The organism is Cupriavidus necator (assembly GCF_016127575.1).
Classification (GTDB): Bacteria; Pseudomonadota; Gammaproteobacteria; order Burkholderiales; family Burkholderiaceae; genus Cupriavidus; species Cupriavidus necator_D.
Genome location: NZ_CP066019.1, coordinates 673,528 through 698,385 on the forward strand (window position 1 = coordinate 673,528; position 24,858 = coordinate 698,385).

Annotated in this window: 21 protein-coding genes; 11 read left to right on the forward strand and 10 right to left on the reverse strand. The window is 67.5% G+C overall.

Annotated elements, in window-relative coordinates:
* Window positions 1–24: 24 nt before the first annotated feature.
* Together I6H87_RS22125 and I6H87_RS22130 are read left to right on the forward strand one after the other, a co-directional pair.
* Window positions 25–1,125, forward strand: a complete 1,101-nt coding sequence (locus I6H87_RS22125; protein ID WP_011616743.1) for a 3-ketosteroid-9-alpha-monooxygenase, oxygenase component — start codon at window positions 25–27, stop codon at window positions 1,123–1,125.
* Between the two features lie 26 nt (window positions 1,126–1,151).
* Window positions 1,152–1,943: an SDR family oxidoreductase gene (locus I6H87_RS22130; protein WP_041688004.1), complete on the forward strand. Its 792-nt coding sequence runs from the start codon at window positions 1,152–1,154 to the stop codon at window positions 1,941–1,943.
* A 71-nt stretch (window positions 1,944–2,014) separates the two neighbouring features.
* On the opposite strand, the gene I6H87_RS34735 is transcribed toward I6H87_RS22130, so the two are convergent.
* From I6H87_RS34735 to I6H87_RS22150, 4 genes are all read right to left on the reverse strand, one after another.
* On the reverse strand, window positions 2,015–2,137 hold the full coding sequence (locus I6H87_RS34735) for a hypothetical protein (protein ID WP_255266304.1): 123 nt from the start codon (window positions 2,135–2,137) through the stop codon (window positions 2,015–2,017).
* Window positions 2,138–2,243: 106 nt separating this feature from the next.
* Window positions 2,244–3,623, reverse strand: coding sequence for a DUF1329 domain-containing protein (locus I6H87_RS22140; protein WP_010813961.1), 1,380 nt, complete (start codon window positions 3,621–3,623; stop codon window positions 2,244–2,246).
* 301 nt (window positions 3,624–3,924) lie between these two features.
* Window positions 3,925–5,052, reverse strand: a complete 1,128-nt coding sequence (locus I6H87_RS22145) for an acyl-CoA dehydrogenase family protein (protein WP_062804632.1) — start codon at window positions 5,050–5,052, stop codon at window positions 3,925–3,927.
* A gap of 13 nt (window positions 5,053–5,065) precedes the next feature.
* A complete protein-coding gene (locus I6H87_RS22150) occupies window positions 5,066–6,259 on the reverse strand; it encodes an acyl-CoA dehydrogenase family protein (protein WP_010813959.1) in 1,194 nt (397 codons plus the stop codon).
* A gap of 344 nt (window positions 6,260–6,603) precedes the next feature.
* On the opposite strand from I6H87_RS22150, the gene I6H87_RS22155 reads away from it, so the two are divergent.
* Together I6H87_RS22155 and I6H87_RS22160 are read left to right on the forward strand one after the other, a co-directional pair.
* Window positions 6,604–8,124: a class I adenylate-forming enzyme family protein gene (locus I6H87_RS22155; RefSeq protein WP_011616746.1), complete on the forward strand. Its 1,521-nt coding sequence runs from the start codon at window positions 6,604–6,606 to the stop codon at window positions 8,122–8,124.
* A gap of 57 nt (window positions 8,125–8,181) precedes the next feature.
* Entirely contained in the window at window positions 8,182–9,153 is a 972-nt protein-coding gene (locus I6H87_RS22160) for a Bug family tripartite tricarboxylate transporter substrate binding protein (protein WP_011616747.1), read from the forward strand.
* Window positions 9,154–10,061: 908 nt separating this feature from the next.
* Here I6H87_RS22160 and I6H87_RS22165 read toward each other — a convergent pair.
* The 5 genes from I6H87_RS22165 to I6H87_RS22185 form a co-directional block, all read right to left on the reverse strand.
* Complete coding sequence (locus I6H87_RS22165; RefSeq protein WP_011616748.1) at window positions 10,062–10,928, reverse strand: HTD2 family dehydratase; 867 nt, start codon at window positions 10,926–10,928, stop codon at window positions 10,062–10,064.
* A gap of 42 nt (window positions 10,929–10,970) precedes the next feature.
* Window positions 10,971–11,795: an HpcH/HpaI aldolase/citrate lyase family protein gene (locus I6H87_RS22170; RefSeq protein WP_011616749.1), complete on the reverse strand. Its 825-nt coding sequence runs from the start codon at window positions 11,793–11,795 to the stop codon at window positions 10,971–10,973.
* 10 nt (window positions 11,796–11,805) lie between these two features.
* Entirely contained in the window at window positions 11,806–13,188 is a 1,383-nt protein-coding gene (locus I6H87_RS22175; RefSeq protein WP_011616750.1) for an MmgE/PrpD family protein, read from the reverse strand.
* A 79-nt stretch (window positions 13,189–13,267) separates the two neighbouring features.
* Complete coding sequence (locus I6H87_RS22180; RefSeq protein WP_011616751.1) at window positions 13,268–14,464, reverse strand: CaiB/BaiF CoA transferase family protein; 1,197 nt, start codon at window positions 14,462–14,464, stop codon at window positions 13,268–13,270.
* A 9-nt stretch (window positions 14,465–14,473) separates the two neighbouring features.
* Window positions 14,474–15,643 (reverse strand): acyl-CoA dehydrogenase family protein, encoded by a 1,170-nt coding sequence (locus tag I6H87_RS22185; RefSeq protein ID WP_011616752.1) that lies wholly within the window; start codon window positions 15,641–15,643, stop codon window positions 14,474–14,476.
* A 500-nt stretch (window positions 15,644–16,143) separates the two neighbouring features.
* Here I6H87_RS22185 and I6H87_RS22190 point away from each other — a divergent pair, with 500 nt between their 5' ends.
* Complete coding sequence (locus tag I6H87_RS22190) at window positions 16,144–16,611, forward strand: MgtC/SapB family protein (protein WP_010813951.1); 468 nt, start codon at window positions 16,144–16,146, stop codon at window positions 16,609–16,611.
* Window positions 16,612–16,807: 196 nt separating this feature from the next.
* Window positions 16,808–17,314, forward strand: coding sequence for a DUF2628 domain-containing protein (locus I6H87_RS22195; protein ID WP_010813950.1), 507 nt, complete (start codon window positions 16,808–16,810; stop codon window positions 17,312–17,314).
* A 21-nt stretch (window positions 17,315–17,335) separates the two neighbouring features.
* Here I6H87_RS22195 and I6H87_RS22200 read toward each other — a convergent pair whose 3' ends face one another.
* Complete coding sequence (locus I6H87_RS22200; protein ID WP_010813949.1) at window positions 17,336–18,238, reverse strand: LysR family transcriptional regulator; 903 nt, start codon at window positions 18,236–18,238, stop codon at window positions 17,336–17,338.
* Between the two features lie 190 nt (window positions 18,239–18,428).
* Between I6H87_RS22200 and I6H87_RS22205 the strand changes: the two genes are divergently transcribed.
* The 5 genes from I6H87_RS22205 (at window position 18,429) to I6H87_RS22225 (ending at window position 24,798) form a co-directional block, all read left to right on the forward strand.
* On the forward strand, window positions 18,429–19,343 hold the full coding sequence (locus tag I6H87_RS22205) for an SDR family NAD(P)-dependent oxidoreductase (RefSeq protein WP_010813948.1): 915 nt from the start codon (window positions 18,429–18,431) through the stop codon (window positions 19,341–19,343).
* Window positions 19,343–20,587, forward strand: coding sequence for a CaiB/BaiF CoA transferase family protein (locus tag I6H87_RS22210; protein ID WP_010813947.1), 1,245 nt, complete (start codon window positions 19,343–19,345; stop codon window positions 20,585–20,587). Before I6H87_RS22205 ends, I6H87_RS22210 begins: the two co-directional genes overlap by 1 nt.
* Window positions 20,588–20,733: 146 nt before the next feature.
* Window positions 20,734–20,940: a DUF6494 family protein gene (locus tag I6H87_RS22215; protein WP_010813946.1), complete on the forward strand. Its 207-nt coding sequence runs from the start codon at window positions 20,734–20,736 to the stop codon at window positions 20,938–20,940.
* A gap of 293 nt (window positions 20,941–21,233) precedes the next feature.
* The gene (locus I6H87_RS22220) at window positions 21,234–23,426 is read left to right on the forward strand and encodes a type I secretion system permease/ATPase (RefSeq protein ID WP_011616753.1); all 2,193 of its coding nucleotides are present in this window, start codon (window positions 21,234–21,236) and stop codon (window positions 23,424–23,426) included.
* Window positions 23,410–24,798 carry an HlyD family type I secretion periplasmic adaptor subunit gene (locus tag I6H87_RS22225; protein WP_011616754.1) on the forward strand — a complete coding sequence of 463 codons (1,389 nt, stop codon included), beginning with the start codon at window positions 23,410–23,412 and terminating at the stop codon, window positions 24,796–24,798. Before I6H87_RS22220 ends, I6H87_RS22225 begins: the two co-directional genes overlap by 17 nt.
* Window positions 24,799–24,858 lie beyond the last annotated feature (60 nt).

The window sequence follows — 24,858 nt, forward strand, 5'->3', positions numbered from 1 at the left end:
CGGGAATTCAAGGAGACAGACGCCATGACCGCTGACGGCAACCAGACTGGCTACAAGACCGGCTACAAGATCGAATCACGCCCGCTCGAGGCCCGCTACGCGCGCGGCTGGCATTGCCTCGGCCTGGCCGATGGCTACCGCGACGGCGTGCCGCACACGCTGAATATCTTCGGCCGGCGCCTGGCGGCGTTTGCCGACTCGACCGGCGCGATTCGCGTGATCGACGGCTACTGTCCGCACATGGGCGCAGACCTGAGCACCGGCACCGTGCAGGGCGACAACCTGGTCTGCCCGTTCCACGGCTGGCAGTGGGGCGGCGACGGCGGCTGCAAGTCCATTCCCTACTGCAAGCGGGTGCCGCCCAAGGCCCGCGTCGGCGCCTGGGAGACCTGCGAGCAGAACCACCTGCTCTTCATCTGGCACGATCCCGAAGGCCGCCCGGCACCCCTCGAGGTGGCGATTCCGCGCATCGATGCCTGCTTCTCTTCGGATTGGTCGGACTGGGCCATCGACGAGATGCTGATCCGCACCAATTGCCGCGAGCTGGTCGACAATATCTCCGACATGGCGCATTTCGGCACGGTCCATGGCGCGCCGGTGGACTATTTTGCCAACCTGTTCGAAGACCACAAGGCCACGCAGCTGATGATCGGGCGCAGTGCCCGGCTCTCGGGCGATGCGCAGCTGACGGCGCTGTCCACGTACTTCGGGCCCGCATACCACATCACCGAGATGATCGGACAGATGGGCGACCAGCAGATCCACTCGATCCTGCTCAACTGCCATGTGCCGATCGACCTCAACAGCTTCGCGCTGCGCTACGGCGTGTTGGTGAAGAAGATCCCGGGGCTGTCCGAGGAACAGAACCGTGCCATGGCGCAAGCCTATGTGGAGCAGGCCAAACAGGCCTTCTACGAGGACGTGGCGATCTGGGACAGCAAGATCCGCATCGACAACCCGTTGCTGTGCGAAGGCGACGGGCCCCTCTACCAGATGCGTGACTGGTACCAGCAGTTCTACACCGACGTGGAGCAGGTGCGGCCGTCCAGCGTGGCACGGCGCATCTTTGAGCTGAACCCGGGCAATATCGAACCGCCGGCGCTGCGGCATGTGTTCGAGGCCTGATGGCAACCTCCACGGAACCTCGCACCATGAAAACCGTCGTCATTACCGGAGCCGCGTCCGGTATGGGCGCGGCCGTGCGCCAGCGCATGCTCGCCGACGGCTGCCGGGTCATCGGCATCGACCTGCGCGATGCCGACATCGTTGCCGACCTGTCCAGCCCGCAGGGCCGCGCTGCCGCGATCGACGCCGTACTGTCGCGGTCAGGCGGCCGCATCGACCGGCTGGTCTGCTGCGCCGGCCTGGGCCCGCATGTCGAACCCGCAACGCTGGTGGCATCGGTCAACTACTTCGGCTTGGTAGCACTGCTGGATGGCCTGTTCGAGGCGCTGCGCCAGGGCTCGGATCCGTGCGCCGTGGTGGTGTCGTCCAACTCGGCCACGCTCCAGTCCTGGGAGGGCAGCCCGCTGCGTGATGCCTACCTTGCCGGCGATGAGCCAGGCGTGTGCACGATGGTGGCGGCCGCCGCGGCGGCGGAAGCCACCCGGGACCAGGCTGGCTATATCGCCTATGCCAGTTCCAAGCATGCGGTGGCGGCGGCCGCGCGGCAACGTGCGGCCGCGTGGGGACAGGCCGGCGTGCGCCTCAACGTGGTCGCGCCGGGGGCGGTGGAAACGCCGCTGCTGCAGGCCGGGCTGAAGGATCCGCGCTATGGCGATGCCATTCGCGATTTCCTGCCGCCGCTTGGGCGCCGCGCCCAGCCTGAAGAGGTGGCCGCGCTGATCGCGTTCCTGTGCGGGCCGCACGCTGCCTACATCCATGGCAACGTGGTGTTCATCGACGGCGGCCTGGATGCCGCGCAGCGACCGCTGAACTTCTGATCTCCTGGCCAATGGGGCATCCGCCGCGAGCCGCGGCGGATGCCCCATTTTTGTTCGATGGCGCTCCGGACTTACGTGACCATGACATCGTCCTGCATCCGGCGCTCGCGTTCGCCGGGATACAGGGCCTTCATTTCGAGGTAGAAGCACTCGGCGCAGCCCGGGTTGCAATCGGAGCGGCTGGGCTTTGCCATGTAAAAACCCCCAAAAGTCGTCTCCGACTTCTGGGGGCAGTTCAGGGCGGGGAGGGGAGCGCGACCGGGCGCCAAAGGCTGCGCCCGGCCGGATATCACGATGGGATCAGGTACCCGACCCGCGCGCGGCGTCCGGGGAGAAGAACGCCTCGTTGAATTCCGGGCTGTTGTTCAGCGTTGCCATCGGGCCTTCGTTGGTCAGGCGGTCGGCCATGTAGGCACCCGAAATCAGGTCATGGTAGAACACCGTGGTCGGATAGTAGCGGCGTGCATCATAGGCGTACACCGAGGCCTGGAGATTGGTGCGCCACAACTGGCCCCGGCCATCGTAGTTGTCGGCCGCCAGGGCCAGCCAGCTGTCTTCGTCGAGATACAGCACGCGTTTCGCATACTGGTGCCGGAAACCGGACTTGAGCGTGGCTTCCAGTACCCATACCCGATGCGGTTCATAGCGCATCGCGTCCGGATTGGCATGGCCATTCGTGAGCAGCTCCTTGTACTTGACGGAAGTGCTCTGCAGCTTGTAATTGTGGTACGGGACGAAGATCTCTTTCTTGCCGACGATCTTCCAGTTGTAGCGTTCGCCCGAGCCGTTGAAGAGGCGGTCGTCGTCCACGGTGCGGAAGCCGCCGGGACCCTGGGGCTGGTCAAAGCCGAATTCCGGCGCCTGGCGCACCCGCCGCGTGCCCGGGTTGTAGATCCACGTGCGGTTGGTGTCGGAACCCTCCTGGTCCCAGACCGCGTAGCCAACGATCACCTGGCCGCGGTCACGCAACGGCAGGTCGGTGGCGGTGCGGAAGAAGGAGCGCTCGTTGAGGGCGCTGCGCGGGTCGAACTTGCCATTGTTGCGCGGCGACAGGATGCTGTACGAGACGCGCCCCCACGCGATCGAGCCGTTCGGATACACCACGGCCTGGTCGAACTGAGCCTTCTCGGTGCCGATGGCCGACGAGAAACGCTGGTTCCACAACAGCTCCATCGCGGTTTTCGGAATCGGGTAGGGAACCTGCGGACCCGCTTCCTTCAGGCCGTTGGCATCGCTCGTCATGCTGACGGTGGTGGCGTAGGTGCGGATGTCCTTGTAGACCGCGTCCTCGTAGCGGAAATCGCGATGGCTTGGGTACACCGGCATCTTGAAGGTGTCGGGATACTTCTTGAACAGCGCCTTCTGCCCGTCGCTAAGCCGCTCGGCATACTGCGCCATGTTCTGCGCCGTGATGACGAACAGCGGCTTCTCATCGGCATACGGGTCCGGGTAGCGTTCGCCGCGCTGGTATTTGACATGCGCCGGCGTGCCCAGCCACTTGCCGGACCATGCCGGGACCTCGCCGTCCTTGCTGGCGGCACGCTCGGCGCCCATCGGCGTGAGGGGGCCATCCAGTTGCTTGAGCTCCTCCGGGGTGGCCTTCGCCCACGATGCCGCCGCCAGGGCCATGCTGGTGAGCAGCAGGCCACCGCGTATCAGTTGTCTTGTGCTGGATTTCATTGAAGTCTCGCTCCTTGTAAAGAGGAATTGCCGGCGCCGGCTGTGCCTGTGCCTGTGGTGACAGCGTAGTGATGGCGCGGCGGCGGGGAATCGTTGGAACGGACTAGTGGATTTCCCTAGCGCCCGGCGTGGCGGAGGGGGCGGGGACAATCCGGGTGGCGTGCCAGCATCCCGCGAGGATTGCGGGAGCGTACCGGGGTGGTACGGGAAGGGGGGCGGGGGTAGGGGGACTTAAACGGCGCGAGGCCGGGCAAGTGCCCGGCCTCGCGCGCCAGCATGCGGCCAGCGGCCGCAGCCAGGGTCAGGCTTCCATCACTTCGCCGAAGCGCTGCAGGTGGTAGTCGCTGTCGCCCAGCAACTGGTCCAGCATGGTCAGGCGCTTGAAGTAGTCGCCCACGGACAGCTCATCGGTCATGCCCATGCCGCCATGCAGCTGCACGGCCTGCTGGCCGACGAAGCGCCCGGCGCGGGCCAGCGTCACCTTGGCCGCGGACAGCATGCGGCGGCGCGCGGCGGGATCGGCCTCGTCCAGCGCCTGGACTGCGACGTAGGCCATCGACAGTGCCAGCTCCTTCTGCACCAGCATGTCGGCCATGCGGTGCTGCAGTGCCTGGAAGCTGGCCAGCGGCTTGCCGAACTGCTGGCGCGTGCCCAGGTACTCGGCGGTGATCTCGATCAGCTTTTCCATGGCGCCGGCGCCCTCGGCGCACAGCGCGGCAACGCCGTGCTCAAGGCCCACGCCCAGCGCGGCCAGGCCGTCGGCGGGCTGGCCCACCAGCGCGTTGGCCGGCACCGTCACGTCCTGCAGCGACAGGTCGGCGGCGCGCAGGCCGTCGACGGTCGGGTAGGCGGTGACGCCCAGGCCCTTGCTGTCGCGCGGCACCAGGAACAACGCAATCTCATTGCTGCCGGCCACGCGCGCGGTCAGCAGGTAGGCGTCGGCGGCGGCGCCGTGCCAGACCACGCTCTTGATGCCGTTGAGCACGTAGCCGTCGCCGCTGCGCTCGGCGCTGGCGCGGGCCGATTCCGGGCGGTAGCGGGTGGTCGGCTCCAGGTAGGCCAGCGTGACGATGCGCTCGCCCGAGGCGATCGCGGGCAGCCATTGTTCCTTCTGCGCGGCGCTGCCGTGGGCGGCCAGGATGGCCGCGGCCATCACGCCGCTGGGCGTGACCGGCTCCAGCACCAGGCCGCGGCCCAGTTCGCGCTGCACCACCAGCTGGCTGGCGGGGCCTTCGCCGAAGCCGCCGAAGTCGGCCGGCACGGTCAGGCCCAGCACGCCCATTTCAGCGAGCTTGTTCCACACGCCGCGATCCAGGCTCTCGCCTGCGCGCGCGCTCTTGCGGCGGGCCTCGAACGTGTATTCGGTATCGATGAAGCGACGCAGGCTGTCCGCCAGCATCTGTTGCTCTTCGCTGTAGGTGAAGTCCATGTCAGCTATCCCTTCAGAAACCCAGGATCATCTTGGAGATGATGTTCTTCTGCACTTCGGTCGCGCCGCCGTAGATCGAGGTCTTGCGCATGTCGTAGTAGGTGGAGGCGGCAGGGGCGGCCCAGTCGGGGCCCGCCACCGGCTGCGTCGCGCCCGGCTCAAGCCAGTCCGGCGAATACGGCCAGGCGTTGGGGCCGGCCACTTCCATCATCAGCATGCCCAGGTCCTGCTGCACCTCGGAGCCGCGGATCTTGACGATCGAGGCCTCGGGGCCGGGGGTGCCGGCGGCCTGCGTGGCGACGCGAAGCAGCAGCATTTCCAGCGCCATGATGTCCATCTCGACGCGGGCGATCTTGTCGCGCATGCGCACGTCTTCGATCAGCGGGCGGCCGGCGCCGTCGGTGGCCTGGCTGGCGTAGTGCTTGAGCAGGCGCAGCTCGCGGTGGCAGTGGCCGATGCCGGCAATGCCGGTGCGCTCATGGCCGAGCAGGTACTTGGCATAGGTCCAGGCGCGGTTCTCTTCGCCGACCAGGTTCCCGACCGGCACTTCCACGTCTTCGAACCAGGTCTCGTTGACGTCATGGCCGCCGTCGAGCGTCTTGATCGGGCGCACCGTCACGCCGGGCGACTTCATGTCGATCAGCAGCATCGAGATGCCTTCCTGGGCCTTGGCCTCCGGGTCGGTGCGCACCAGGCAGAAGATCCAGTCGGCAAAGTGGGCCATGGTGGTCCAGGTCTTCTGGCCGTTGACGATGTACTTGTCGCCCTTGCGCACCGCGCGCGTCTTCAGCGAGGCCAGGTCGGAACCCGAGCCCGGCTCGGAGTAGCCCTGGCACCAGAAGTCGTCGATATTGGGGATGCGCGGCAGGAAGCGCTGCTGCATCTCGGGGCTGGCGTACTTCATCAGCACCGGCCCGATCATGGTCAGGCCGAACGGCAGCAGGCGCGGCGCGCCGGCGCGGAAGGTCTCGATCTCGAAGATCAGGCGCTGCAGCGCGGTCCAGCCGGTGCCGCCCCATTGCCTGGGCCAGGTCGGCGCACCCCAGCCGCGCGCCTGCAGGATGCGGTGCCAGCGGATGTAGTCGTCCTTTTCCACGCGCTGGTGGTTGAGAACCTTGTTGCGGATGTCTTCCGGCAGGCTGGCCTGCGCGAATGCGCGGACCTCCTCGCGGAAGGCCTGTTCCTCGGCGGTGAAACGCAAATCCATCTGAATGTCCCCTGTGGTACGCGGGCCGCGCGGCGCTTCTTGCCCTGCCTGGTTGTGCAGTGCGTCAAAGCGGCGGCCCTCACTGTGCCGGCCGATTGTAGGGGCCGGGCGCGATTCTTTGCTTCATCAATGATAAAGCCGTCCTTCGTGGAGGCGGAACCACCTGCGCCGGGTGGTGGCGGGGCGAACTGCGGCTGGCCAGTGGCGTTGACGAACACGGCCTTAGTGAATTCCAAATGGCTGCGGCACGGGGCTTGCAGCAAACTGATGCAGCCAGTTTCATGTGGCCGGGTGTATTCCGCCGCATATCCGAGTCAGCCTGCATCGAGAGACCCACCAGCACCATGTCTTCCTTCCGCCCCGAATACATCCACGACATCCCCCGCTACTGGGCCGCGCAGACGCCCGACGCGCCGTGCCTGCACGAGAACGGCGCCGTCATCAGCTACGGCGAGCTGTGGCGGCGCATCGAGGCCGCCCGCGACTGGCTGGCGGCGCGGGGCGTGGGCGAGGGCGACCGCGTGATGGTGGTCGGCGAGAACTGCAACGAGATGGTGGTCACGCTGTTCGCCAGCAGCCTGCTGCATGCCTGGCCGATCCAGGTCAATGCGCGCCTGTCCGCGCGCGAGATCGACAATATCCGCGATCATGCGCAGCCGGCGCTGGTGCTGTTCACCGGCCATGTCTCCGACGTGGCCGCGGCGCACGGCGAGCGGCTGGGCGCACAGGCCACCGGCTGCCCGGTGTTCGACGCTGGCATGCGGGTGGTGCGCGCGGCCACCGCGCCGCAGCGCGAGCCGGCCGGGCTGGCCCGCAGCGTCGCCACGCTGATCTATACCTCCGGCACCACCGGCGCGCCCAAGGGCGTGATGGTGCCGCATGCGGGCCTGACCCAGTTTGCGCGCATCTCTGCCACCTCGCGCGACATGGGCCCGGCCGACGTGGCCTACGGCGCCTTGCCGATGTCGCATATCTTCGGCATTGCCACGGTGCTGATGGCCACGCTGTATGCGGGCGCCAGCCTGTTCCTGCGCCCGCGCTTCGACGCCAATGAAGTGTTCGAGTCGCTGGCATCGCCCGGCGTCACCATCCTGCAGGGCGTGCCGACCATGTTCACGCGCATCATGGCGGTGGCGCCCACCGTCGGCGCGAAGCCCGGCGCCTATCCGCGCCTGCGCTACCTCTATACCGGCGGCGCGCCGCTGGACCCCACGCTCAAGCGCGAGGTCGAAACCCTGTTCGGCCAGGCGCTGCACCATGGCTACGGCATCACCGAATACGCCGGCTCGCTCTTCATCACGCGCATGGAAGCCCCGCGCGCCGACTGCTCGGCCGGCTATATCGTCGAAGGCGTCGAGATCGAGATCACCGATGCCGAAGGCAAGCTGCTTCCCGCCGGCGAGCGCGGCCAGATCCGCGTGCGCGGCCCGGGCGTGATGCTGGGCTACTACCGCAACCCCGAGCAGACCGCCGAGGCGCTGCTGCCCGGCGGCTGGCTCAATACCGGCGACCTGGGCTACCTGGATGCCGACGGCGCGCTGTTTATCTCCGGCCGCTCCAAGGACCTGATCATCCGCTCCGGCTTCAACGTCTACCCGATCGAGGTCGAGTCTGTGATCAATGCCTTCCCGGGCGTGCGCCAGTCGGCCGTGGTCGGACGCACCACCGGCGACGGCAACGAGGAAGTGGTGGCCTTCATTGAAATGCAGGACGGCGCCGAGCTTGACCGCAAGGCGCTGGACACCTACCTGCGCGAGAGCCTGGCCCCGTACAAGCGCCCGGCCGAGGTCCGCACCGTCGACGTGATTCCGACCACGGCGAGCGGCAAGCTGCTCAAGCAGCCGCTGCGCGCCATGCTCGATTAAGCGCCCGCCGGGCCCGCCGGCCCCGGGCAATATCAGCCATACCTGGAGGAGACAATAATGAAGACACGGACGACACTGGCAGCCCTGACCGCCACGCTGCTGCTGCAGGGCGCGGCGTGGGCCGCCGACGCCTACCCGTCGCGGCCGATCAAGCTGCTGGTGGGTTACGCGCCCGGCGGCCCGGTCGACACAGCCGCGCGCATCTATGCCGAGCAACTCGGGCGCGTGCTCAAGCAGCCGGTGGTGGTGGATAACCGCGCGGGCGCCAGCGGCGCGATCGCCGCCGACATGACCGCCAAGGCGGCGCCGGACGGCTACACGCTGTATTTCGTCGCCAGCCCGACCATGACCATGACGCCGCTGATCCAGCACTCGGTCAATTTCAATCCGGTCAAGGACTTTACCTACATCGGCCTGATCACCGATTACACCAACGTGCTGCTGGTGAACAAGGACTTCCCGGCGAAGAACGTGGGCGAGCTGGTCGACTATGCGCGCAAGCATCCTGAGGGGGTCTCGTTCGGCTCGGCCGGCATTGGGGCATCGAACCACCTGTCCGCGGAATTGCTGGCTCAAATGAACAGCGTGAAGATGCTGCATGTGCCGTACAAGGGCAATGCGCCGGCCATGGCTGACGTGATGAGCGGCAAGGTCACGTTCATGTTCGATATTACCGGCACGGCCATCGGGCATATCAATGGCGGCAAGGTGCGGGCGCTGGCGGTCACGTCGAAGACTCGCAACCCGGCGCTGCCGAACGTGCCGACCATGATCGAGTCGGGGCAGAAGGACTATGACCTGACCGGCTGGTATGCGCTGGTGGGGCCGCAGAAGCTGCCGGCCGATGTGGTGGACAAGCTGGTCAAGGCGCAGAAGGCGGTTGGGGAGGATGCTGCTTTCCGGCAACGGATGACGGCTGGGGGGTATGACGTGAATATCAGCACGCCGAAGGCGCTGGGAGATCGGATTCAGCGGGAGCTGGCGCTTTGGGGTGGGGTGGTGAAGGCGGCGAAGATTCAGGCGGATTGAGGGGGGAGGGGCTTGGGGGCTGGTTCGATGTTGTTGTAGGTCGACGGCCCTGTTCCGCCCTGCTGGGCGGGTCACTTTCTGTCCGAGCGACAGAAAGCGACTCGCCCCTTTAGGGGCGAAACCGGGGCCTCTCCAAGAGCCACCACCACAAATCTGCCGAAATACCTTCTTGAATGCCATCAAGGCATCGCCTGTGAGCCGTGATGCGTGCCTTCGCCAAGGCGTGGAGTTCTCCGCTCTGTGGATGTCGGCAACTGACGCTCAACTTAGCGTATCGATCCTTCACAATCTGCGCCTTGATTGTGAACGGCAGGGTTCTCTAGACTGGATGGGCTGCTAATACAGCAGGAGCCGGGAGTGAGAACCCGATCAACGTTACCTCCTCTTCTACGCTATGGAGGTCAGCAATGTCCCAATCCGGCATTGAACCCGACGCCTTCACCCCGCCCCGACTCGATGATTCCCTTTCGCGGTTCAGTCCCGAAACCCGCCGCGCAGCGCGTGAGGACGCGCTGCCTGTTCCTCGGCAACTCTTGCTATTGAATCTCTTGGATCAAGCCGATGCGGTTGCGCGAGGCACGGCCTGCGTACTGACGTTGGTTACGCACAGCGAATGTGACGCACAGGAAGAGGGGAGCGTAGCCTTGCAGCCGGTTACGTTGGAGCCTTGCGAGCGCTCTGCCGGGCCTCCCTTGGATTGCTGGCCGACAGGGTAGAAGAAGTCGCGGAGGGAATTGAGGAGGCGATGGTCGGGTAACCAATCGCGGTCGGTCGCTGATTCACTGAGATGGCAGGTCCCGCTGGTGTCAATTGTGGGCACCGCAGGACTTGACCGACCGTTTGTGTGCCCCCTCTCCCGCAAGCGGGAGAGGGGAGCAAACCAGCGGAGCAGATAAGGCTTCAGGCTCTTAACCTTCCACTTCCGCCCACCCCTGCATCGCCTGCCCGCCGGCATCGTCCCCCGTCCACAGCACCAGCCGCCCAGCCTGCGCCGGATCAGCCGCGCCGCCAACGATGATGGTGTCCTGGTCGAACAGCGGCGCCAGGCCGCGGAAGCCAAAGCGGCGCACGCGCGCCTGCGGTTGCTCGCGCGCCACCAGGTCCAGCATCAGCATGGCCTGCATCGGCCCGTGCACCACCAGGCCGGGGTAGCCCTCGACCTCGCGCGTGTACTGGCGGTCATAGTGGATGCGGTGGCCGTTGAAGGTCAGTGCCGAGTAGCGGAACAGCATCACCGGATCTGCCTGCAGCGTGCGCTGCCACTGCGCGGCCTGCTCCAGGCGCGGGCGCGGCGGCTGCGGCCTGGACGGGTCGGGCATGGCGCGGTAGACGATATCGTGGCGCTCGTTGACCGCGGTCTTGCCGTTGACGGTCAGCTCGTGATCGACGGCGACAAACCACAGTTCACCGGTGCGCCCGGTCTTGTACTGCACGTCCTTGATGGTGGAGGTGCGCGTGACGGTATCGCCGATATGCAGTGGATGGCTGAAGCTCAGTTCGCTGCCGGCCCACATGCGGCGCGGCAGCGGCACCGGCGGCATGAAGCCGCCGAGGGTGGGATGGCCGTCGCGTCCCAGTTCACGCTGCGGCGCGCGCGGCAGGAAGTAGAGCCAGTGCCACAGCGGCGGCAGCGGGCCGGCGGCGACGGCCTCGGGGTCGAGGTCGAAGGTGGCGGCGAGGCCGATCACCGGTTCCGGCGACAGCGTTTCGGTGCGCGATTCGCTGCGGCCGATCCAGCCGCGCAGGCGTTCGAGTTCAGGAGTGGCGTCAGTCATGACAGTAAGCCTTGTAATGCGTGAAAGTGGCCGGAAGGCGGGTTATTGCGCCAGTGCCAGCAGCCGGCGGGCCTGCTCGATCACGGGCCGGTCCACCATCTTGCCATCGACCTGCACCGCATGGCTGCCGCTGGCGGTAGCTTCCAGCACACGGCGGGCCCAGTCGAGCTGCTCGGGGCTGGGCAGGAAGCCTGCGCGCGCCGCGCCCAGCTGGGCCGGGTGGATGCAGAGCTTGCCGGCAAAGCCGAGTTCGCGCGCATAGGCAACGTCGCTGGCCAGCACGGCTTCGTCTTTCAGTGCGGTGGTCACGCCGTCGACCGGCGGCGGCAGCCCGGCCACGCGTGAGGCCAGCACGATGCGCGCGCGTGCAAAGGCGAGCGCGTCGCGCGTATGGCTGCAGCCCAGGTCGACCGCATAGTCGAGCGAGCCGAAGGCAAGACGTGCCACGCCGGTGGCGGTGGCCACGGCGTCGATCTGATGCAGGCCCAGCGCGGTTTCGATGATCGCGACCAGTTCGCCCTGCGGGTTGATCGAGTGCAGGGCCTGCGCGATGGTGGCCAGCGCGGCGGCATCTTCTGCCTTGGGCACCAGCAGGCCTGCCAGCGCGGTACCCGGGGGCAGCGCGCGCAGCCAGGCCAGGTCGGCGGCAAAGGACGGCGAGGCGCTGTCGTTGATGCGGACAAAGGCATTGGCCGCGGGCAGTCCGGCCAGCCACGCGGCGATGGCTGCGCGCGCGGCGGGCTTGGCGTCCGGATGGACCGCGTCCTCGAGGTCCAGGATCATCACATCGGGGCCGGCGGCAGCGGCCTTGTCGAAGCGTTCCGGCCGGTCGCCCGGCACGAACAGGTAGGTGACTGCAGTGGACATGTCTTGGTCCTCAGCCTGCGGCGGGCAGCCAGTCGTTGACGTTCGGGGCCTGCTCCAGCGCCCACACGCGCTGGATGATGGCGCGCATCTCGGCCTCGCTCGCGCCGTGGCGGAACGCGCCCAGCTGCAGCGCCTTCGCTTCCAGTTCCGGGCGCGACAGCGTGTTGTCGGGATCGCCCTTGGGCACGTCGACGCGCGCCGCCAGTGTGCGGCCGTCGGTGGTCGTGACGGTAACGCGGCCGATCCACTGGCGCGGGTAGGCGGCGTTGATCTCGGCATCCAGTTCCATGCCGACCTTGCCGCGGAAGGCGGTCACCTTCGGGTCCTGCAGCGCATGCTGCTCGAACTCGCCCAGACCCGCATGGCCGTGCACGGCCACCAGCCCCAGCACCGTGCCCATCGAGAACTTGGCCTGGTGGATGGTGGTGGGGTTGACCACCGGGCCGAGCACGTCGATGGCGCCCTGGTGCACGTGCGTGGTGACGCTGGCGACCTGGTCGGCGCCGATGCCTTCGCGCTGCATCAGCGCCTTGAGCGCATCGGCGGCCGGGTGCGTGTGGCGGCATGAGGCGAAGAACTTGAACGAGGTCTCGGCGGTGGCCCAGCGCGTGCCCAGGCCGTCGGTCAGGCAGGCGGGGTTGGCATCGCTGGACATGCCGGCGGCCATGCCCTGCGCGCCTTCCAGGATCTGCTTCGCGCCGGTGAAGCCGGCGCGCGCGAGCCAGGCTGACTGCAGGCCATCGGCCGCGGCCTTGGCGGTATGCAGCTGCTTGGAGTCGGCGGCGTCGCGCAGGAATTCCCACAGGCCCGCGGCCTGCGTGCCGGCCGAGCCCAGTGCCTGGTTGATGCCTTCGGCATCGAGGCCGTAGAGCTTGGCCACGGCCGCGGCGGCGGCCAGCGTGCCCACCGTGCCGGTGGTGTGGAACACGCGGTAGTGCGAACGGCCCATGAATTCGCCGATGCGGATGCCGGCCTCATAGCCGGCGATCGAGGCCAGCAGCACTTCGGCGCCGGTCTTGCCCTCGGTCTGCGCGGCTGCCACCACGGCAGGGAACACCACCGCGGCCGGGTGCAGCACCGAGCCGTTGTGCACGTCGTCCTGCTCGACCACGTGCGAGGAGGCGCCGTTGATCAGCGCGGCAAAGTAGGGCGAGGTGCGGCGGCGGTCCACCAGCACTTCGGCGCCGCCTTGGTCCGGGCCCATGGCCGCGGCGAACTCCTGCAGCTTGCGCACGGCGGGGGCATCCTTGCCGGCGATGGCCGAGGCGATCCAGTCCAGGAACAGGTCCTTGGTGCGCTCGATCACGGGCGCGGGCACGTCGGCCAGCTTGAGGTCGGCCAGGAAGTCGCAAAGCTGGCGGGTGGGGTAGGTGGTGTCTGCGGGTTGGCTCATGCAGGCTCCGATGCGGATTGGGTTTCGTGGAGGAGGAAAAAGCCCGGCGCTCTGTGCGAGATGGCCGGGCGTCGTGTGTTCAGATGGTCCGCTTGTCAGCCAGCGCGGCGATATCGCCGTCGTCATAGCCGAGCTCGGCCAGGATCTGCCGGCTGTGCGCGCCCAGTGCCGGTACGTCGCCCATGACAGGCTCCACGCCCGACAGGTTGGCGGGCGGCAGCAGCGCGCCGATCGGACCGCCCGGGGTGGCCACTTCGCGCCAGCGCTGGCGTGCCTGCAACTGCGGATGGTTCCATACGCCCTCGATGTCGTTCATCGGGGCATTGGCGATCTGCGCCTCGTCGAGCAGTGCCTCGGCCTGCGCCACAGTCATCGGCGCGAAGCGCTCTTCGATGATGGCGGTGAGTTCGGGGCGATTGTGCACACGGGCCGTATTGCTGGAGAAGCGTTCGTCCTGCGCCAGTTCCCGGTTGCCGAGCACGATCTCGCAGAAATTGGCGAACTCGCGTTCGTTCTGCACGCTGAAGATCACGCTGCCATTGCCGGTGCGATGCACGCCATACGGGGCGATGGTCGGATGCGAAGCGCCGAAGCGTCCCGGCGGCTTGCCGCCGTAGTGGCCGAAGTAGAGGACCTGGTTCATCCACTCGGCCATCGCCTCGAGCATGGTCACCTGCACGCGCAGGCCCTTGCCGGTGCGGCCACGCTGCAGCAGCGCCGAAAGGATGCCGCTGTAGGCGTACATGCCGGCCGAGATGTCGGCGATCGAAACGCCGGCGCGCGACGGCTCGTTCGGTCCGCCGGTGAGGCCCACCAGGCCGGCGGCGGCCTGGATCAGCAGGTCGTAGGCCTTCTTGTCGCGATAGGGACCGGAGTCGCCATAGCCCGAGATGTCACAGACGATGAGCTTGTCGTACTTGCCGTGCAGGCTGTCGAAGTCCAGGCCCATGCGCACTGCCGCGCCGGGGGCGAGGTTCTGCACCAGCACATCGGCATCGGCCAGCAGCCGGTGCAGGATGGCCTGCGCCTCTCGATCCTTCAGATCCAGGGTCAGGCTTTCCTTGCCCCGGTTAAGCCACACAAAGTACGAGGCCTGGCCGTGCACGGACTGGTCATAGCCGCGCGCGAAGTCGCCCACTCCGGGGCGCTCGATCTTGATGACGCGGGCACCAAGGTCGGCCAGCTGGCGCGTGGCGAAGGGCGCGGCCACGGCGTGCTCGAGCGAGACCACGCGGATGCCGTCGAGCGGGCGGATGCCTTTGGGGGAATGGGACATGCAGGGGCCTTAGAACGAACGCGGCAGCTCGAGCACATGCTCGGCCACGTAGGACAGGATCAGGTTGGTCGAGATCGGCGCCACCTGGTACAGGCGCGTCTCGCGGAACTTGCGTTCGATGTCGTACTCGGCGGCAAAGCCGAAGCCGCCGTGCGTCTGCAGGCAGACGTTGGCCGCTTCCCACGACGCGTCGGCGGCCAGCAGCTTGGAGATATTGGCTTCCTTGCCGCACGGCTTGCCGGCGTCGAACAATTGCGACGCCTTGTAGCGCATCAGGCTGGCCGCCTCGACATTGATGTACGAGCGCGCGATCGGGAACTGCACGGCCTGGTTCTGGCCGATCGGGCGGTCGAACACGATGCGGTCGCGCGCATAGTTGCTGGCGCGCTCGACAAACCAGTAGCCATCGCCGATGCACTCCGCGGCGATCAGGATGCGTTCGGCGTTGAGGCCGTCAAGGATGTACTTCAGGCCCTTGCCTTCCTCGCCGATCAGGTTTCCGGCGGGGACTTCGAGGTTGTCGAAAAACAGCTCGTTGGTCTCGTGGTTGACCATGTTGCGGATCGGCTTGACCGTCAGGCCCTTGCCGATGGCATCACGCAGGTCCACCACAAACACCGACAGGCCCTCGGACTTGCGCTTGACCTGGTCCAGCGGCGTGGTGCGTGCCAGCAGCAGCATCAGGTCCGAATGCTGCACGCGCGAAATCCATACCTTCTGGCCATTGACGATGTACTTGTCGCCCTGGCGCACCGCGGTGGTCTTGAGCTTGGTGGTGTCGGTGCCGGTGGTGGGCTCGGTCACGGCCATCGACTGCATGCGCAACTCGCCCGAGGCGATGCCCGGCAGCCAGCGCTGTTTCTGCGCTTCGGAGCCGTGGCGCAGCAGGCAGCCCATTACGTACATCTGGCCGTGGCAGGCGCCGGAATTGCCGCCGCTGCGGTTGATTTCCTCCATGATGACCGAGGCGGCTGTCAGCGACAGGCCCGAGCCGCCATAGGCTTCGGGGATCAGCGCTGACAGCCAGCCCGCCTGGGTCAGAGCCTGGACAAAGGTCTCAGGAAAGGCGTTCTGCTCTTCCACCCGTTGCCAGTACGCCGAATCGAAGCCGGCACAGAGGTCGCGTACCGCTTCGCGGATTTCGGGGTAGAGCTGGTCTGGATCCTGATGTGCGTGCATGGGGTAGCCCCGCTCGGATTGAATGGGGCCATTATTCCCGAGCCCCCGGCACGCTGAAATTCGGATTTGCGAAAGAGCGGCTTAGGTGGGCCGGAAGCGGGGGGGGGGCGGAAGCTGCATGCGGCGCCGGGGCGCCCGCAGTTGCGCAAGAGGCCGGCGCAGCGGCCTCTTGCGCGGGGATGGCTGGCAGGCCGGGCCTGGGAATCAGTGCATGAAGAGCCAGATCAGGACCAGGATGAAGGCCGGGACGCCAAGTAGCCAGGCAAGGATATAGGGCATGGTGCAACTCCTGTCGATGACGGTAATCGGTGATTCCAATATAGGAATGCCGTCATGGCGGCACTGTCGGCGAGCTTCCGCTTGCGGTGTAGGACGCAGCCGCAAGCGCCTGGCGGACGGCCCGCGCGGTGTGGCGCGAGCGCCTTGGGGCCCGCCGGCCCGGTTGCCGGCAGGCCATCCCGTGCTACGCTCAGGTGTACCCAAGCACCCGGAGACGAGCCATGGACGGGGTCTGGTCCGAGATCTACAGTGTCTTGCGCGCCGAGTTCGCCGATGTGCCGGACGCTGGCGAGGCCACCCGCATCCTGGCACGCCTGTTCATGGCGGTGTTGCTGGGCGGCCTGATCGGCTATCAGCGCGAGGCCTCCGGCAAGGCAGCGGGGCTGCGCACCCATATGCTGGTGGCGCTGGGCTCGGCGCTGTTCGTGCTGGTGCCGCTGCAGGCAGGGACGCCGCTGGCCGACATCAGCCGCGTGCTGCAGGGGCTGATTGCCGGCATCGGCTTCCTTGGCGCCGGCGCGATCCTGAAGCACAGCGACGAAGCTCACATCCAGGGCCTGACCACCGCGGCCAGCATCTGGATGGTCGCGGCCATCGGCGTGGCTGCCGGCCTGGGTCGCGATACCACCGCGGTGATCGCCACCATTTTCACGCTGGTCATCCTGCAGGTCCTGCAGCGCTGGAAATAGCGCACCCGCGCCCGGTGCATCCGGCACCCCGTGCCGCCCGGCGTGCGCCGGTCTGTTCGCTTGCCCGCCAATTTGCGTCATTTCCCACAGTAATGCGCGCCAGCGCACGCTGCCCGCGCGCGCTGCGCCCTATGCTGTGGCACAGGTTGCGCCGCGATCCACAGGCGCGGCCGTGGCAGAGCAGGGGGAGGCAGCCATGAAATCATCGATCCGTGACGATGCGGCGCTGGCCGCATTCGTGGGGCCGCGCTATGCGTACTACAGCCAGCGCTGGTCCCTGGCAGAGGCACGCGGCGGCATGTCGTGGAACTGGGCGGCGTGCCTGCTGGGGCCGTTCTGGATGGCCTACCGGCGCATGTACTGGCAGGTGGGGGTCTATGCGCTGATCGTCTGCGCCGAACCGGTGCTGCACGCGCTGTTCGGGCTGAAGATGCCGCTGGCGGTCCGGCCGATGCTGTATGCCATGGCGCTGCTGCTGGGCATGTATGGCAACCAGATCTACCGCTGGCATGCCGAGGCGACCATCCGGCACCTGCGCGAGTACCATTTCTCACCGGAACTGGTGCACGACTCGCTGGCGCGCTGTGGCCGCACCAGCTGGCCCGGTGTGTTCGCCATGGGCCTGCTGCTGGTGGTGATGGCGGTGTCGCTGAGCCCGCTGGCGGGGCTGGTGGTGCAGGGCGGCGGGCTGGCCGCCGGCTGAACGGTCGGCGGCTTCCCTGATTTACACGGGCTCGCGCGCCGCGTCGACCAGGTACTGGATCAGGGTTTCGGCAAACTGGGGCAGTTCGCGCCCCGGGCGGCGCACCAGGCGCAGTTCGCGCTTGGCCCATTCGTCTTCCAGCTGGATAAAGCGCAGCACCTTGCGGCTGGCGTAGCGGCGCGCGCAGCTGTTGGGCACGATGGCGATGCCCGCGCCGGCCTCGACCATGCGGCATACGGCATCGAAGCTGCCCACCTGGATGCGCAGGCTGATGCGCTTGCCCATGCCGCCGGCGATGCGGTCCAGGAACGACTGGATCGCGCTGAACTGGTTCAGGCCGACAAAGCGGCAGGTATCGAGCAGGTCGGCGAAATGCAGCCGCTTGAAGGCCGGCAGCGGGTGGTTGACCGGTGCAATCACGATCAGCTCATCGCTGCACAGGTGCATCGCGTCCAGGTCCTGGGTGGCGACTTCACCGGCCACGATGCCCAGGTCGGCGGCGCCGGCGCTGATGGCCGAGACGATTTCCTGCGACAGGTGCTCTTCCAGCTCGATGTCCACGTCCGGGTTCTCGCTCAGGAAGCGCGATACGCCGGTGGCCAGGAACGAGTTGGTGGCGGTGGTGTTGGCCAGCAGCCGCACCCGGCCCTTGACGCCCTTGGCATAGGGCCGCAGGTCGGCGTGCAGGCATTCCAGTTCGCGGAAGACCTCGCGCGCGTGGCGCAGCAGCGCATCGCCCGCCGGCGTCAGGCGCACCCCCTTGACCTGGCGGATCAGCAATTGTGTCTGGAACGCCTCTTCCAGTTGCTTGATCCGGGTGCTGGCCGCGGGCAGCGACAGGAAGCTGCGTTCGGCCGCGCGGGTCAGGTTCTCCGTCTCGCCAACGTTCAGGAAGAGGCGGAGGTCGGTCAGGTCGTAATGCATGGGCTTCCGTCAGGCCAAAGGCCAGTTTTGTGATTCGTGAATTCCAAAGTCTCGGCCGTCAATTTATCGTATCCACTGCGGCGTGGACATCCGGATTGACCGCACCGGCGGGCGAATGCCCGCGGCGCAGGGGTGTTTCGCCGGGTTTGCGGTCGGTGACCGCACAAAAAGTATTCAGAGGAGCAACGCAATGAGCGGTTTGATGGCAGGCAAGGTCGCGCTGGTGACGGGCGCAGGTGGTGGAATCGGGCGCGGCATCGCGCTGGCACTGGCCGCCGCCGGCGCCAAGGTGGTGGTCAACGACCTCGGCGTGTCGATGACCGGCGAGGGCGGCGACGCCGGCCCCGCTCAGCGCGTGGTGGAGGAAATCCGCGCCGCCGGCGGCGAGGCCGTGGCCAATACCGACAGCGTGTCGACCTGGAACGGCGCCAATGCCATCGTGCAATGCGCGCTGGACAACTTCGGCCGCATCGACGCCGTGGTCAACAACGCCGGCAACCTGCGCGACCGCATGTTCTTCAAGATGAATGAAGAAGAATGGCGCTCGGTGATCGACGTGCACCTGCACGGCACCTTCTTCGTCAGCCGCGCCGCGGCCAGCTACTTCAAGGACCAGGAGAGCGGCGCCTACGTGCACATGACCTCGACCTCGGGCCTGATCGGCAACCTGGGCCAGGCCAACTACTCGGCGGCCAAGCTGGGCATTGCCGCGCTGTCCAAGTCGATCGCGCTGGACATGCAGCGCTTCAATGTGCGCTCGAACTGCATCGCGCCGTTCGCCTGGAGCCGCATGACCAGCTCGATCCCGGCCGAAACGCCGGAAGAGAAAGCGCGCGTGGCCAAGCTGCAGAAGATGGAAGCCGGCAAGATCGCGCCGGTGGCGGTCTACCTTGCCAGCCCGGCCGCCAGCGAAGTCAACGGCCAGATCTTCGCGGTGCGTGCCAACGAGATCATCCTGATGAGCCAGCCGCGCCCGGTGCGCTCGGTGCACATGAGCGATGGCTGGACGCCTGAAACCGTGGGCGAGATCGCCATGCCGGCGATGCGCAACAGCTTCTTCAAGCTGGAGCGTTCGCCCGATGTGATCAGCTGGGACCCGATCTGATGGCGGGCAGCCAGGCCGCGGCGCACGGCGCGCTTGCCGGCGTGCGGGTGCTGGACCTGTCGCGCATCCTGGCCGGTCCCTGGTGCGCGCAGAACCTGGCGGACCTGGGCGCCGAAGTCATCAAGGTGGAGCGGCCCGGCGCGGGCGACGACACCCGTTCGTGGGGGCCGCCCTGGCTGCCCGGCGCGGACGGGCAGCCGTCGCGCGACGCCACCTACTTTGCCGGCGCCAACCGCGGCAAGCAGTCGGTGACGCTCGATATCGCCAGCCCGCAAGGGCAGGAGATTGTGCGCGAACTGGCGGCCAAGTCGCAGATCGTGCTGGAGAACTACAAGGTCGGCGACCTGAAGCGCTACGGGCTGGACTATGACAGCCTCAAGGCGATCAACCCGTCCATCGTCTACTGCTCGATCACGGGCTACGGCCAGACCGGGCCGAGCGCGCACAAGCCCGGCTATGACTTCATCTTCCAGGGCCTGGGCGGCCTGATGAGCGTCACCGGCGAGCGCGACGACCTGCCCGGCGGCGGGCCGCAGAAGGTGGGCGTGGCGGTGGTCGACATGCTTACCGGCATGTATGCCACCGTGGCCGTGCTGGCCGCGTTGCGCCATGCCGAGCGCACCGGCGAGGGCCAGCATATCGACATGGCGCTGCTCGATGCGGTGGTGGCGGTCGGCGCCACGCCGATCATCGCCCAGCGCGTGACCGGCAAGGCCATGCCGCGCTACGGCAATGCGCACGCCAATATGGTGCCCTACCATGTGTTCGCCACCGCCGACGGCTACATGATCGTGGCGGCCGGTAACGACGGGCAGTGGCAGGCGTATTGCCGCGGCGTCGAGCGTCCCGACCTGGCCGCCGACGAGCGCTTTGCCACCGGCCCCGGCCGCATCATCCATCGCGACACGCTGGTGCCGCTGCTCGAGGCGCATATGCGCACGCGGCCGACGGCGCACTGGGTGCAGGCGCTGGAAGCGCAGGGCATCCCGTGCGGGCCGATCAACGACTACGGCCAGGTGCTGGAAGACCCGCAGGTGCGGCATCGCGAGCTGCAGGTCGACCTGGTGCGCGACGACGGCAGCCTGTGCCCGACCGTCAAGAGCCCGTTGCGGCTGTCGGCAACCCCGGTGCAATACGACGCACCGCCGCCGCGGCTGGGCGAGCATACCGAACAGGTGCTGGAATCGGTGCTGGGTATGTCGGCCGAGCGCATCGCCAGGCTGCGCGAGCAAGGCGTGGTCTGATTGGTGACGGATGCCTGGCAGGCAACTGCCGGGCACTGCCTGCTTCCGGGCGGATCACCAGGCCTCTGCACAAAGTCCCCCCATCGCCTAGGCTGTCTGGGTAGCGGCCCGAACCGTGATTCCCGGGTTCCCCACAGGAGACAGCCATGAACGAAGAGACCTTCAACCTCAGCATCCGCAAGTTCCTGAAGGTGGTCGGCGTCAGCTCACAGCGCGAGATCGAACAGGCGATAGCCAGGGCCATGGCCGACGGTACCATCGCCGGCAACGAACATTTGCCGGTGTCGGTGACGCTGGAACTGGCGGGTGTCAAGCTCCAGGCGCGCTTCGAGGGTGAAATCCAGCTTGAGTAAGGCGGTCATGGCGGTGCTCGTTTTGGTTCTGTTTCTTGCGTGAAACGCCAAAAGGATGACCCCGCCCGGTCCTTTTGTTGCGCCATCTGATCCATCCGCAGTATGGGCGCGCAGGACCCCTTCACATATTCTTCCCGGAAACGTTGAACCAATGGGACCGGGGGGAAACCATGGCTGGATGCAACGAGCGCATGCATTGCGCAGGGGGCGCGGTATGCGCAGGCCGTGCAACGCTATGTGCGCAAGGGCGGGTCACTCGCCACGCGCCGCTCTGAGGGGCGGGGGCCGTTGCCATGCATGCCGCCGCCGCGCCCGCAAGGAACATCGAGGACACCGGCTGGAACCTGCCGGATCCGGCAGGTCGGCACGCGCGCCCCGATGATCCGCTGCTGGCGTGCCTGCTCTGGCTGGCCCGGCGCTTCCAGCGGCCAGTCGCGGCCGAAGCCCTGATTGCGGGCCTGCCGCTGGAGGCGGAGCGCCTGACCCCTGTCTTGTTTCCACGCGCGGCCGCACGCGCGGGCATGTCGGCCCGGCTGGTCAAGCGCCCGCTGGGCGACATCCCGGACCTGGTGCTGCCCGCCATCCTGCTGCTCGACCAGGGCGAGGCCTGCGTATTGCTGCGCCGTGGCGACGTGGGCATGCTGCTGGTCTCGCAGCCGGAGTGGGGCGACGGCGAGCAGCCGGTCCGCCAGGAAGACCTGCTGGCCCGGTACACCGGCCATGCCATCTTTGCCCGGCCCGCGCACCGCTTCGAGGCGGCGGACGATGCCGGGCCGACGTCGCCACATGGATGGTTCTGGGGCGTGATGCGCCAGTCGTGGCCGCTCTATGGCGAGGTGCTGGTTGCCTCGCTGCTGCTCAGCCTGTTCGCGCTGGTCATGCCGCTGTTCACCATGAACGTCTATGACCGTGTGGTGCCGAACCATGCGCTGGAAACGCTGTGGGCACTGGCCATCGGTGTGGGCCTGGTGCTTGGCTTCGAGCTGGTGATGCGCACGCTGCGGGGCTATTTTGTCGACGTAGCGGGCCGGCGCATCGATGTCACGGTCTCCGCGACGGTGTTCGAGAAGGTGCTGGGCATCGAGATGAAGGCGCGGCCGGCGTCGGTGGGCAGCCTGAGCAGCCAGCTGCATGAATTCGAGTCGGTGCGCGAGTTCCTGACCTCGGCCACCATCACGACCCTGGTCGACCTTCCGTTCGCCGCGGTCTTCATTGCGGCCATGTTCTGGGTCGGTGGCCCGCTGGCCTGGGTGCCGCTGCTGGCGGTGCCGCTGGTGATCGGCACCAGCCTGCTGCTGCAGGGACCGCTGTCGCGCGCGGTGCGCGCCAGCAGCGCCTGCGCGGCCCAGCGCCAGGCCGCACTGGTCGAAACCCTGGTGGGGCTGGAGACCGTCAAGACCAGCGGTGCCGAAGGTGCCGCCCAGCGCAAATGGGAGCAGGTGGTCGGGCAGATGGCGCAACTGGGGCTGCGCGCGCGGCTGCTCTCCGCCTGCGTGATCAACTTCTCGCTGTTCGCCCAGCAGGCCGCCACGCTGGTGGTGGTGGTGATCGGCGTCTACCTGATCGCCGACGACCGGCTGACCACGGGCGGCCTGATTGCCTGCACCATCCTTGCCGGCCGCGCGCTGGCGCCGCTGTCGCAAGTGGCGGGGCTGACCACCCGCTATCACCAGGCGCGCACCGCGCTGGCCGGTATCGACCGCATGATGGCGCTGCCCGTCGAGCGCCCGCCCGGCAAGCACTTCCTGCACCGTCCGCCGCTGCGCGGCGAGATCGAGTTCCGGCAGGTCAGCTTTCGCTATCCGGGCCGCGACATCGCGGCACTGGATGGGGTCTCGTTCCGCATTGCCAGCGGCGAGCGGGTTGGCCTGATAGGCCGCATCGGCTCAGGCAAGACCACCATCGAGAAGCTGATCCTTGGCCTGTACGCACCGGATGCCGGCACCGTGCTGGTCGACGGCGCGGAGGTGCGCCAGCTGGACCCGGCCGCGTTGCGGCGCGACATCGGCTATGTGCCGCAGGACGTGATGCTGTTCAGCGGGACGCTGCGCGACAACATCGTGATGGGCGCCCCGTACACCGACGACGAAGCGGTGCTGCGCGCGGCGCGCCTGGGCGGCGTGAGCGACTTTGTCGATCGCCTGCCGGACGGCTATCACTTGCGCCTGGGAGAGCGCGGCGAAGGCCTGTCGGGCGGCCAGCGCCAGGCCATTGCCATTGCCCGTGCCGAGTTGCTGCAGCCGCCGCTGCTGCTGCTCGACGAACCCAGCAGCGCCATGGACAACCGCACCGAGGAGCAGTTCAAGGCGCGCCTGGCCTTAGCGCTGGGCGGGCGCACGCTGATCCTGGTCACGCATCGCGGCTCGCTGCTCAGCCTGGTCGATCGCCTGATCGTGATGGACCAGGGCCGTATCGTCGCCGATGGTCCCAAGGCCGAAGTCCTGAACGCGCTCGCGGGGAGGAAGCTCCATGTCGCTTCAGCCTGATCCGCAACGCATGGGGCCAGTGCGGCGCCTGATCGCCGCGCTGAGGCCACGTGCCGACGACACCGCCTTCATGTGCGAGCGCGATGCGGCCACGATGGCGCAACCGCGCTATTTCACGCACTGGATCCTCTGGTCCGCCCTGGTCTTCGTGCTGGTGGCGCTGGCCTGGGCCGCGCTGGCGCGGGTGGACGAGGTGGCCGTGGGCGAGGGCAAGGTGATCCCGTCGAGCCAGGTGCAGGTGGTGCAGAACCTCGAAGGCGGGATCATCGCCGAGATCATGGTGCGACCGGGGCAGGTGGTGAACAAGGACCAGCCGCTGATGCGCATCGACGATACACGCTTCACGGCTTCATACCAGGAAGGCCGCACCAGGGACGATGCGCTGGTGGCACGCATTGCGCGCCTGAGCGCCGAGGCCGACGGCACGGCGTTCGTGGCGAGCGCGCCGGCCGATGCCGAGGGCCGCCGCTTCGTGTCCGAGGAGCGCGCGCTGTTCGAGTCACGCAAGCGCGCGTTCGATGCCAATCTCGCCGTGCTGCGCCAGCAGTCCGAGCAGCGGCGGCAGGAGCTGACCGAGAAGCGCTCGCGCGAGCAGCAACTGCGGCAGAGCCATCGGCTGGTGGCACAGGAGCTGGCCATGATGCGCCCGATGATGGCGCAGGGCGTCGTGTCCGAGGTCGACCTGCTGCGGCTGGAGCGCCAGGCCAATGACCTGAAAGGCGAGCTCGAGGCCGCGCGGCTCGCCATGCCGCGCCTGGAGGCCGCCTACCGCGAGAGCCAGCAAAAAGCCGACGAACTGGGCACGCATTATCGTGCCGAGGCCATGAAAGAGCTCAACCAGGCCAAGGCCGAACAGGCCGCGCAGAGCGCCACCAACACCGCGCTGCAGGACCGCGTCGACCGTACCCTGGTACGCGCCCCGCTTGCGGGCGTCATCAAGCAGATCAAGATCAATACCGTTGGCGGCGTGGTGCAGCCCGGCATGGATCTGCTGGAGATCGTCCCGCTGGAAGACACGCTGCTGGTAGAGGCGCGCGTGCGGCCTGCCGACATTGCCTTCCTGCGGCCCGGCCAGCCGGCGGTGGTCAAGCTGTCGGCCTATGACTTTTCGATCTATGGCGGCTTTGCCGGCACCGTGGAGCATATCAGCGCCGATACGCTGACACCGGAGCGCCCGGGCGAGCGCCCGGAAAGCTACTACCTGGTGCGCGTGCGCACGCGCGACAACCGGCCAGGCGGCAGTGCCGTGCAGGTGCCCATCCTGCCCGGCATGGTGGCGACGGTCGATGTGCTGACCGGGCAGAAGACGGTGCTCCATTACCTGCTCAAGCCCATCATCAAGACCAGGGAACTGGCGTTCCGGGAACGATAAGAGCGGGCGGTTTGCCCACGACGACAACAAGCAAGGCATGGCCAGCAGGCTGGCATTCAG

Bases quoted from the DNA above. Each gene is read 5' to 3' on its own strand.
- I6H87_RS22125 (WP_011616743.1), top strand. From the start codon at position 25: ATGACCGCTGACGGCAACCAGACTGGCTACAAGACCGGCTACAAGATC.
- I6H87_RS22130 (WP_041688004.1), top strand. From the start codon at position 1,152: ATGAAAACCGTCGTCATTACCGGAGCCGCGTCCGGTATGGGCGCGGCC.
- I6H87_RS34735 (WP_255266304.1), bottom strand. From the start codon at position 2,137: ATGGCAAAGCCCAGCCGCTCCGATTGCAACCCGGGCTGCGCCGAGTGC.
- I6H87_RS22140 (WP_010813961.1), bottom strand. From the start codon at position 3,623: ATGAAATCCAGCACAAGACAACTGATACGCGGTGGCCTGCTGCTCACC.
- I6H87_RS22145 (WP_062804632.1), bottom strand. From the start codon at position 5,052: ATGGACTTCACCTACAGCGAAGAGCAACAGATGCTGGCGGACAGCCTG.
- I6H87_RS22150 (WP_010813959.1), bottom strand. From the start codon at position 6,259: ATGGATTTGCGTTTCACCGCCGAGGAACAGGCCTTCCGCGAGGAGGTC.
- I6H87_RS22155 (WP_011616746.1), top strand. From the start codon at position 6,604: ATGTCTTCCTTCCGCCCCGAATACATCCACGACATCCCCCGCTACTGG.
- I6H87_RS22160 (WP_011616747.1), top strand. From the start codon at position 8,182: ATGAAGACACGGACGACACTGGCAGCCCTGACCGCCACGCTGCTGCTG.
- I6H87_RS22165 (WP_011616748.1), bottom strand. From the start codon at position 10,928: ATGACTGACGCCACTCCTGAACTCGAACGCCTGCGCGGCTGGATCGGC.
- I6H87_RS22170 (WP_011616749.1), bottom strand. From the start codon at position 11,795: ATGTCCACTGCAGTCACCTACCTGTTCGTGCCGGGCGACCGGCCGGAA.
- I6H87_RS22175 (WP_011616750.1), bottom strand. From the start codon at position 13,188: ATGAGCCAACCCGCAGACACCACCTACCCCACCCGCCAGCTTTGCGAC.
- I6H87_RS22180 (WP_011616751.1), bottom strand. From the start codon at position 14,464: ATGTCCCATTCCCCCAAAGGCATCCGCCCGCTCGACGGCATCCGCGTG.
- I6H87_RS22185 (WP_011616752.1), bottom strand. From the start codon at position 15,643: ATGCACGCACATCAGGATCCAGACCAGCTCTACCCCGAAATCCGCGAA.
- I6H87_RS22190 (WP_010813951.1), top strand. From the start codon at position 16,144: ATGGACGGGGTCTGGTCCGAGATCTACAGTGTCTTGCGCGCCGAGTTC.
- I6H87_RS22195 (WP_010813950.1), top strand. From the start codon at position 16,808: ATGAAATCATCGATCCGTGACGATGCGGCGCTGGCCGCATTCGTGGGG.
- I6H87_RS22200 (WP_010813949.1), bottom strand. From the start codon at position 18,238: ATGCATTACGACCTGACCGACCTCCGCCTCTTCCTGAACGTTGGCGAG.
- I6H87_RS22205 (WP_010813948.1), top strand. From the start codon at position 18,429: ATGAGCGGTTTGATGGCAGGCAAGGTCGCGCTGGTGACGGGCGCAGGT.
- I6H87_RS22210 (WP_010813947.1), top strand. From the start codon at position 19,343: ATGGCGGGCAGCCAGGCCGCGGCGCACGGCGCGCTTGCCGGCGTGCGG.
- I6H87_RS22215 (WP_010813946.1), top strand. From the start codon at position 20,734: ATGAACGAAGAGACCTTCAACCTCAGCATCCGCAAGTTCCTGAAGGTG.
- I6H87_RS22220 (WP_011616753.1), top strand. From the start codon at position 21,234: ATGCATGCCGCCGCCGCGCCCGCAAGGAACATCGAGGACACCGGCTGG.
- I6H87_RS22225 (WP_011616754.1), top strand. From the start codon at position 23,410: ATGTCGCTTCAGCCTGATCCGCAACGCATGGGGCCAGTGCGGCGCCTG.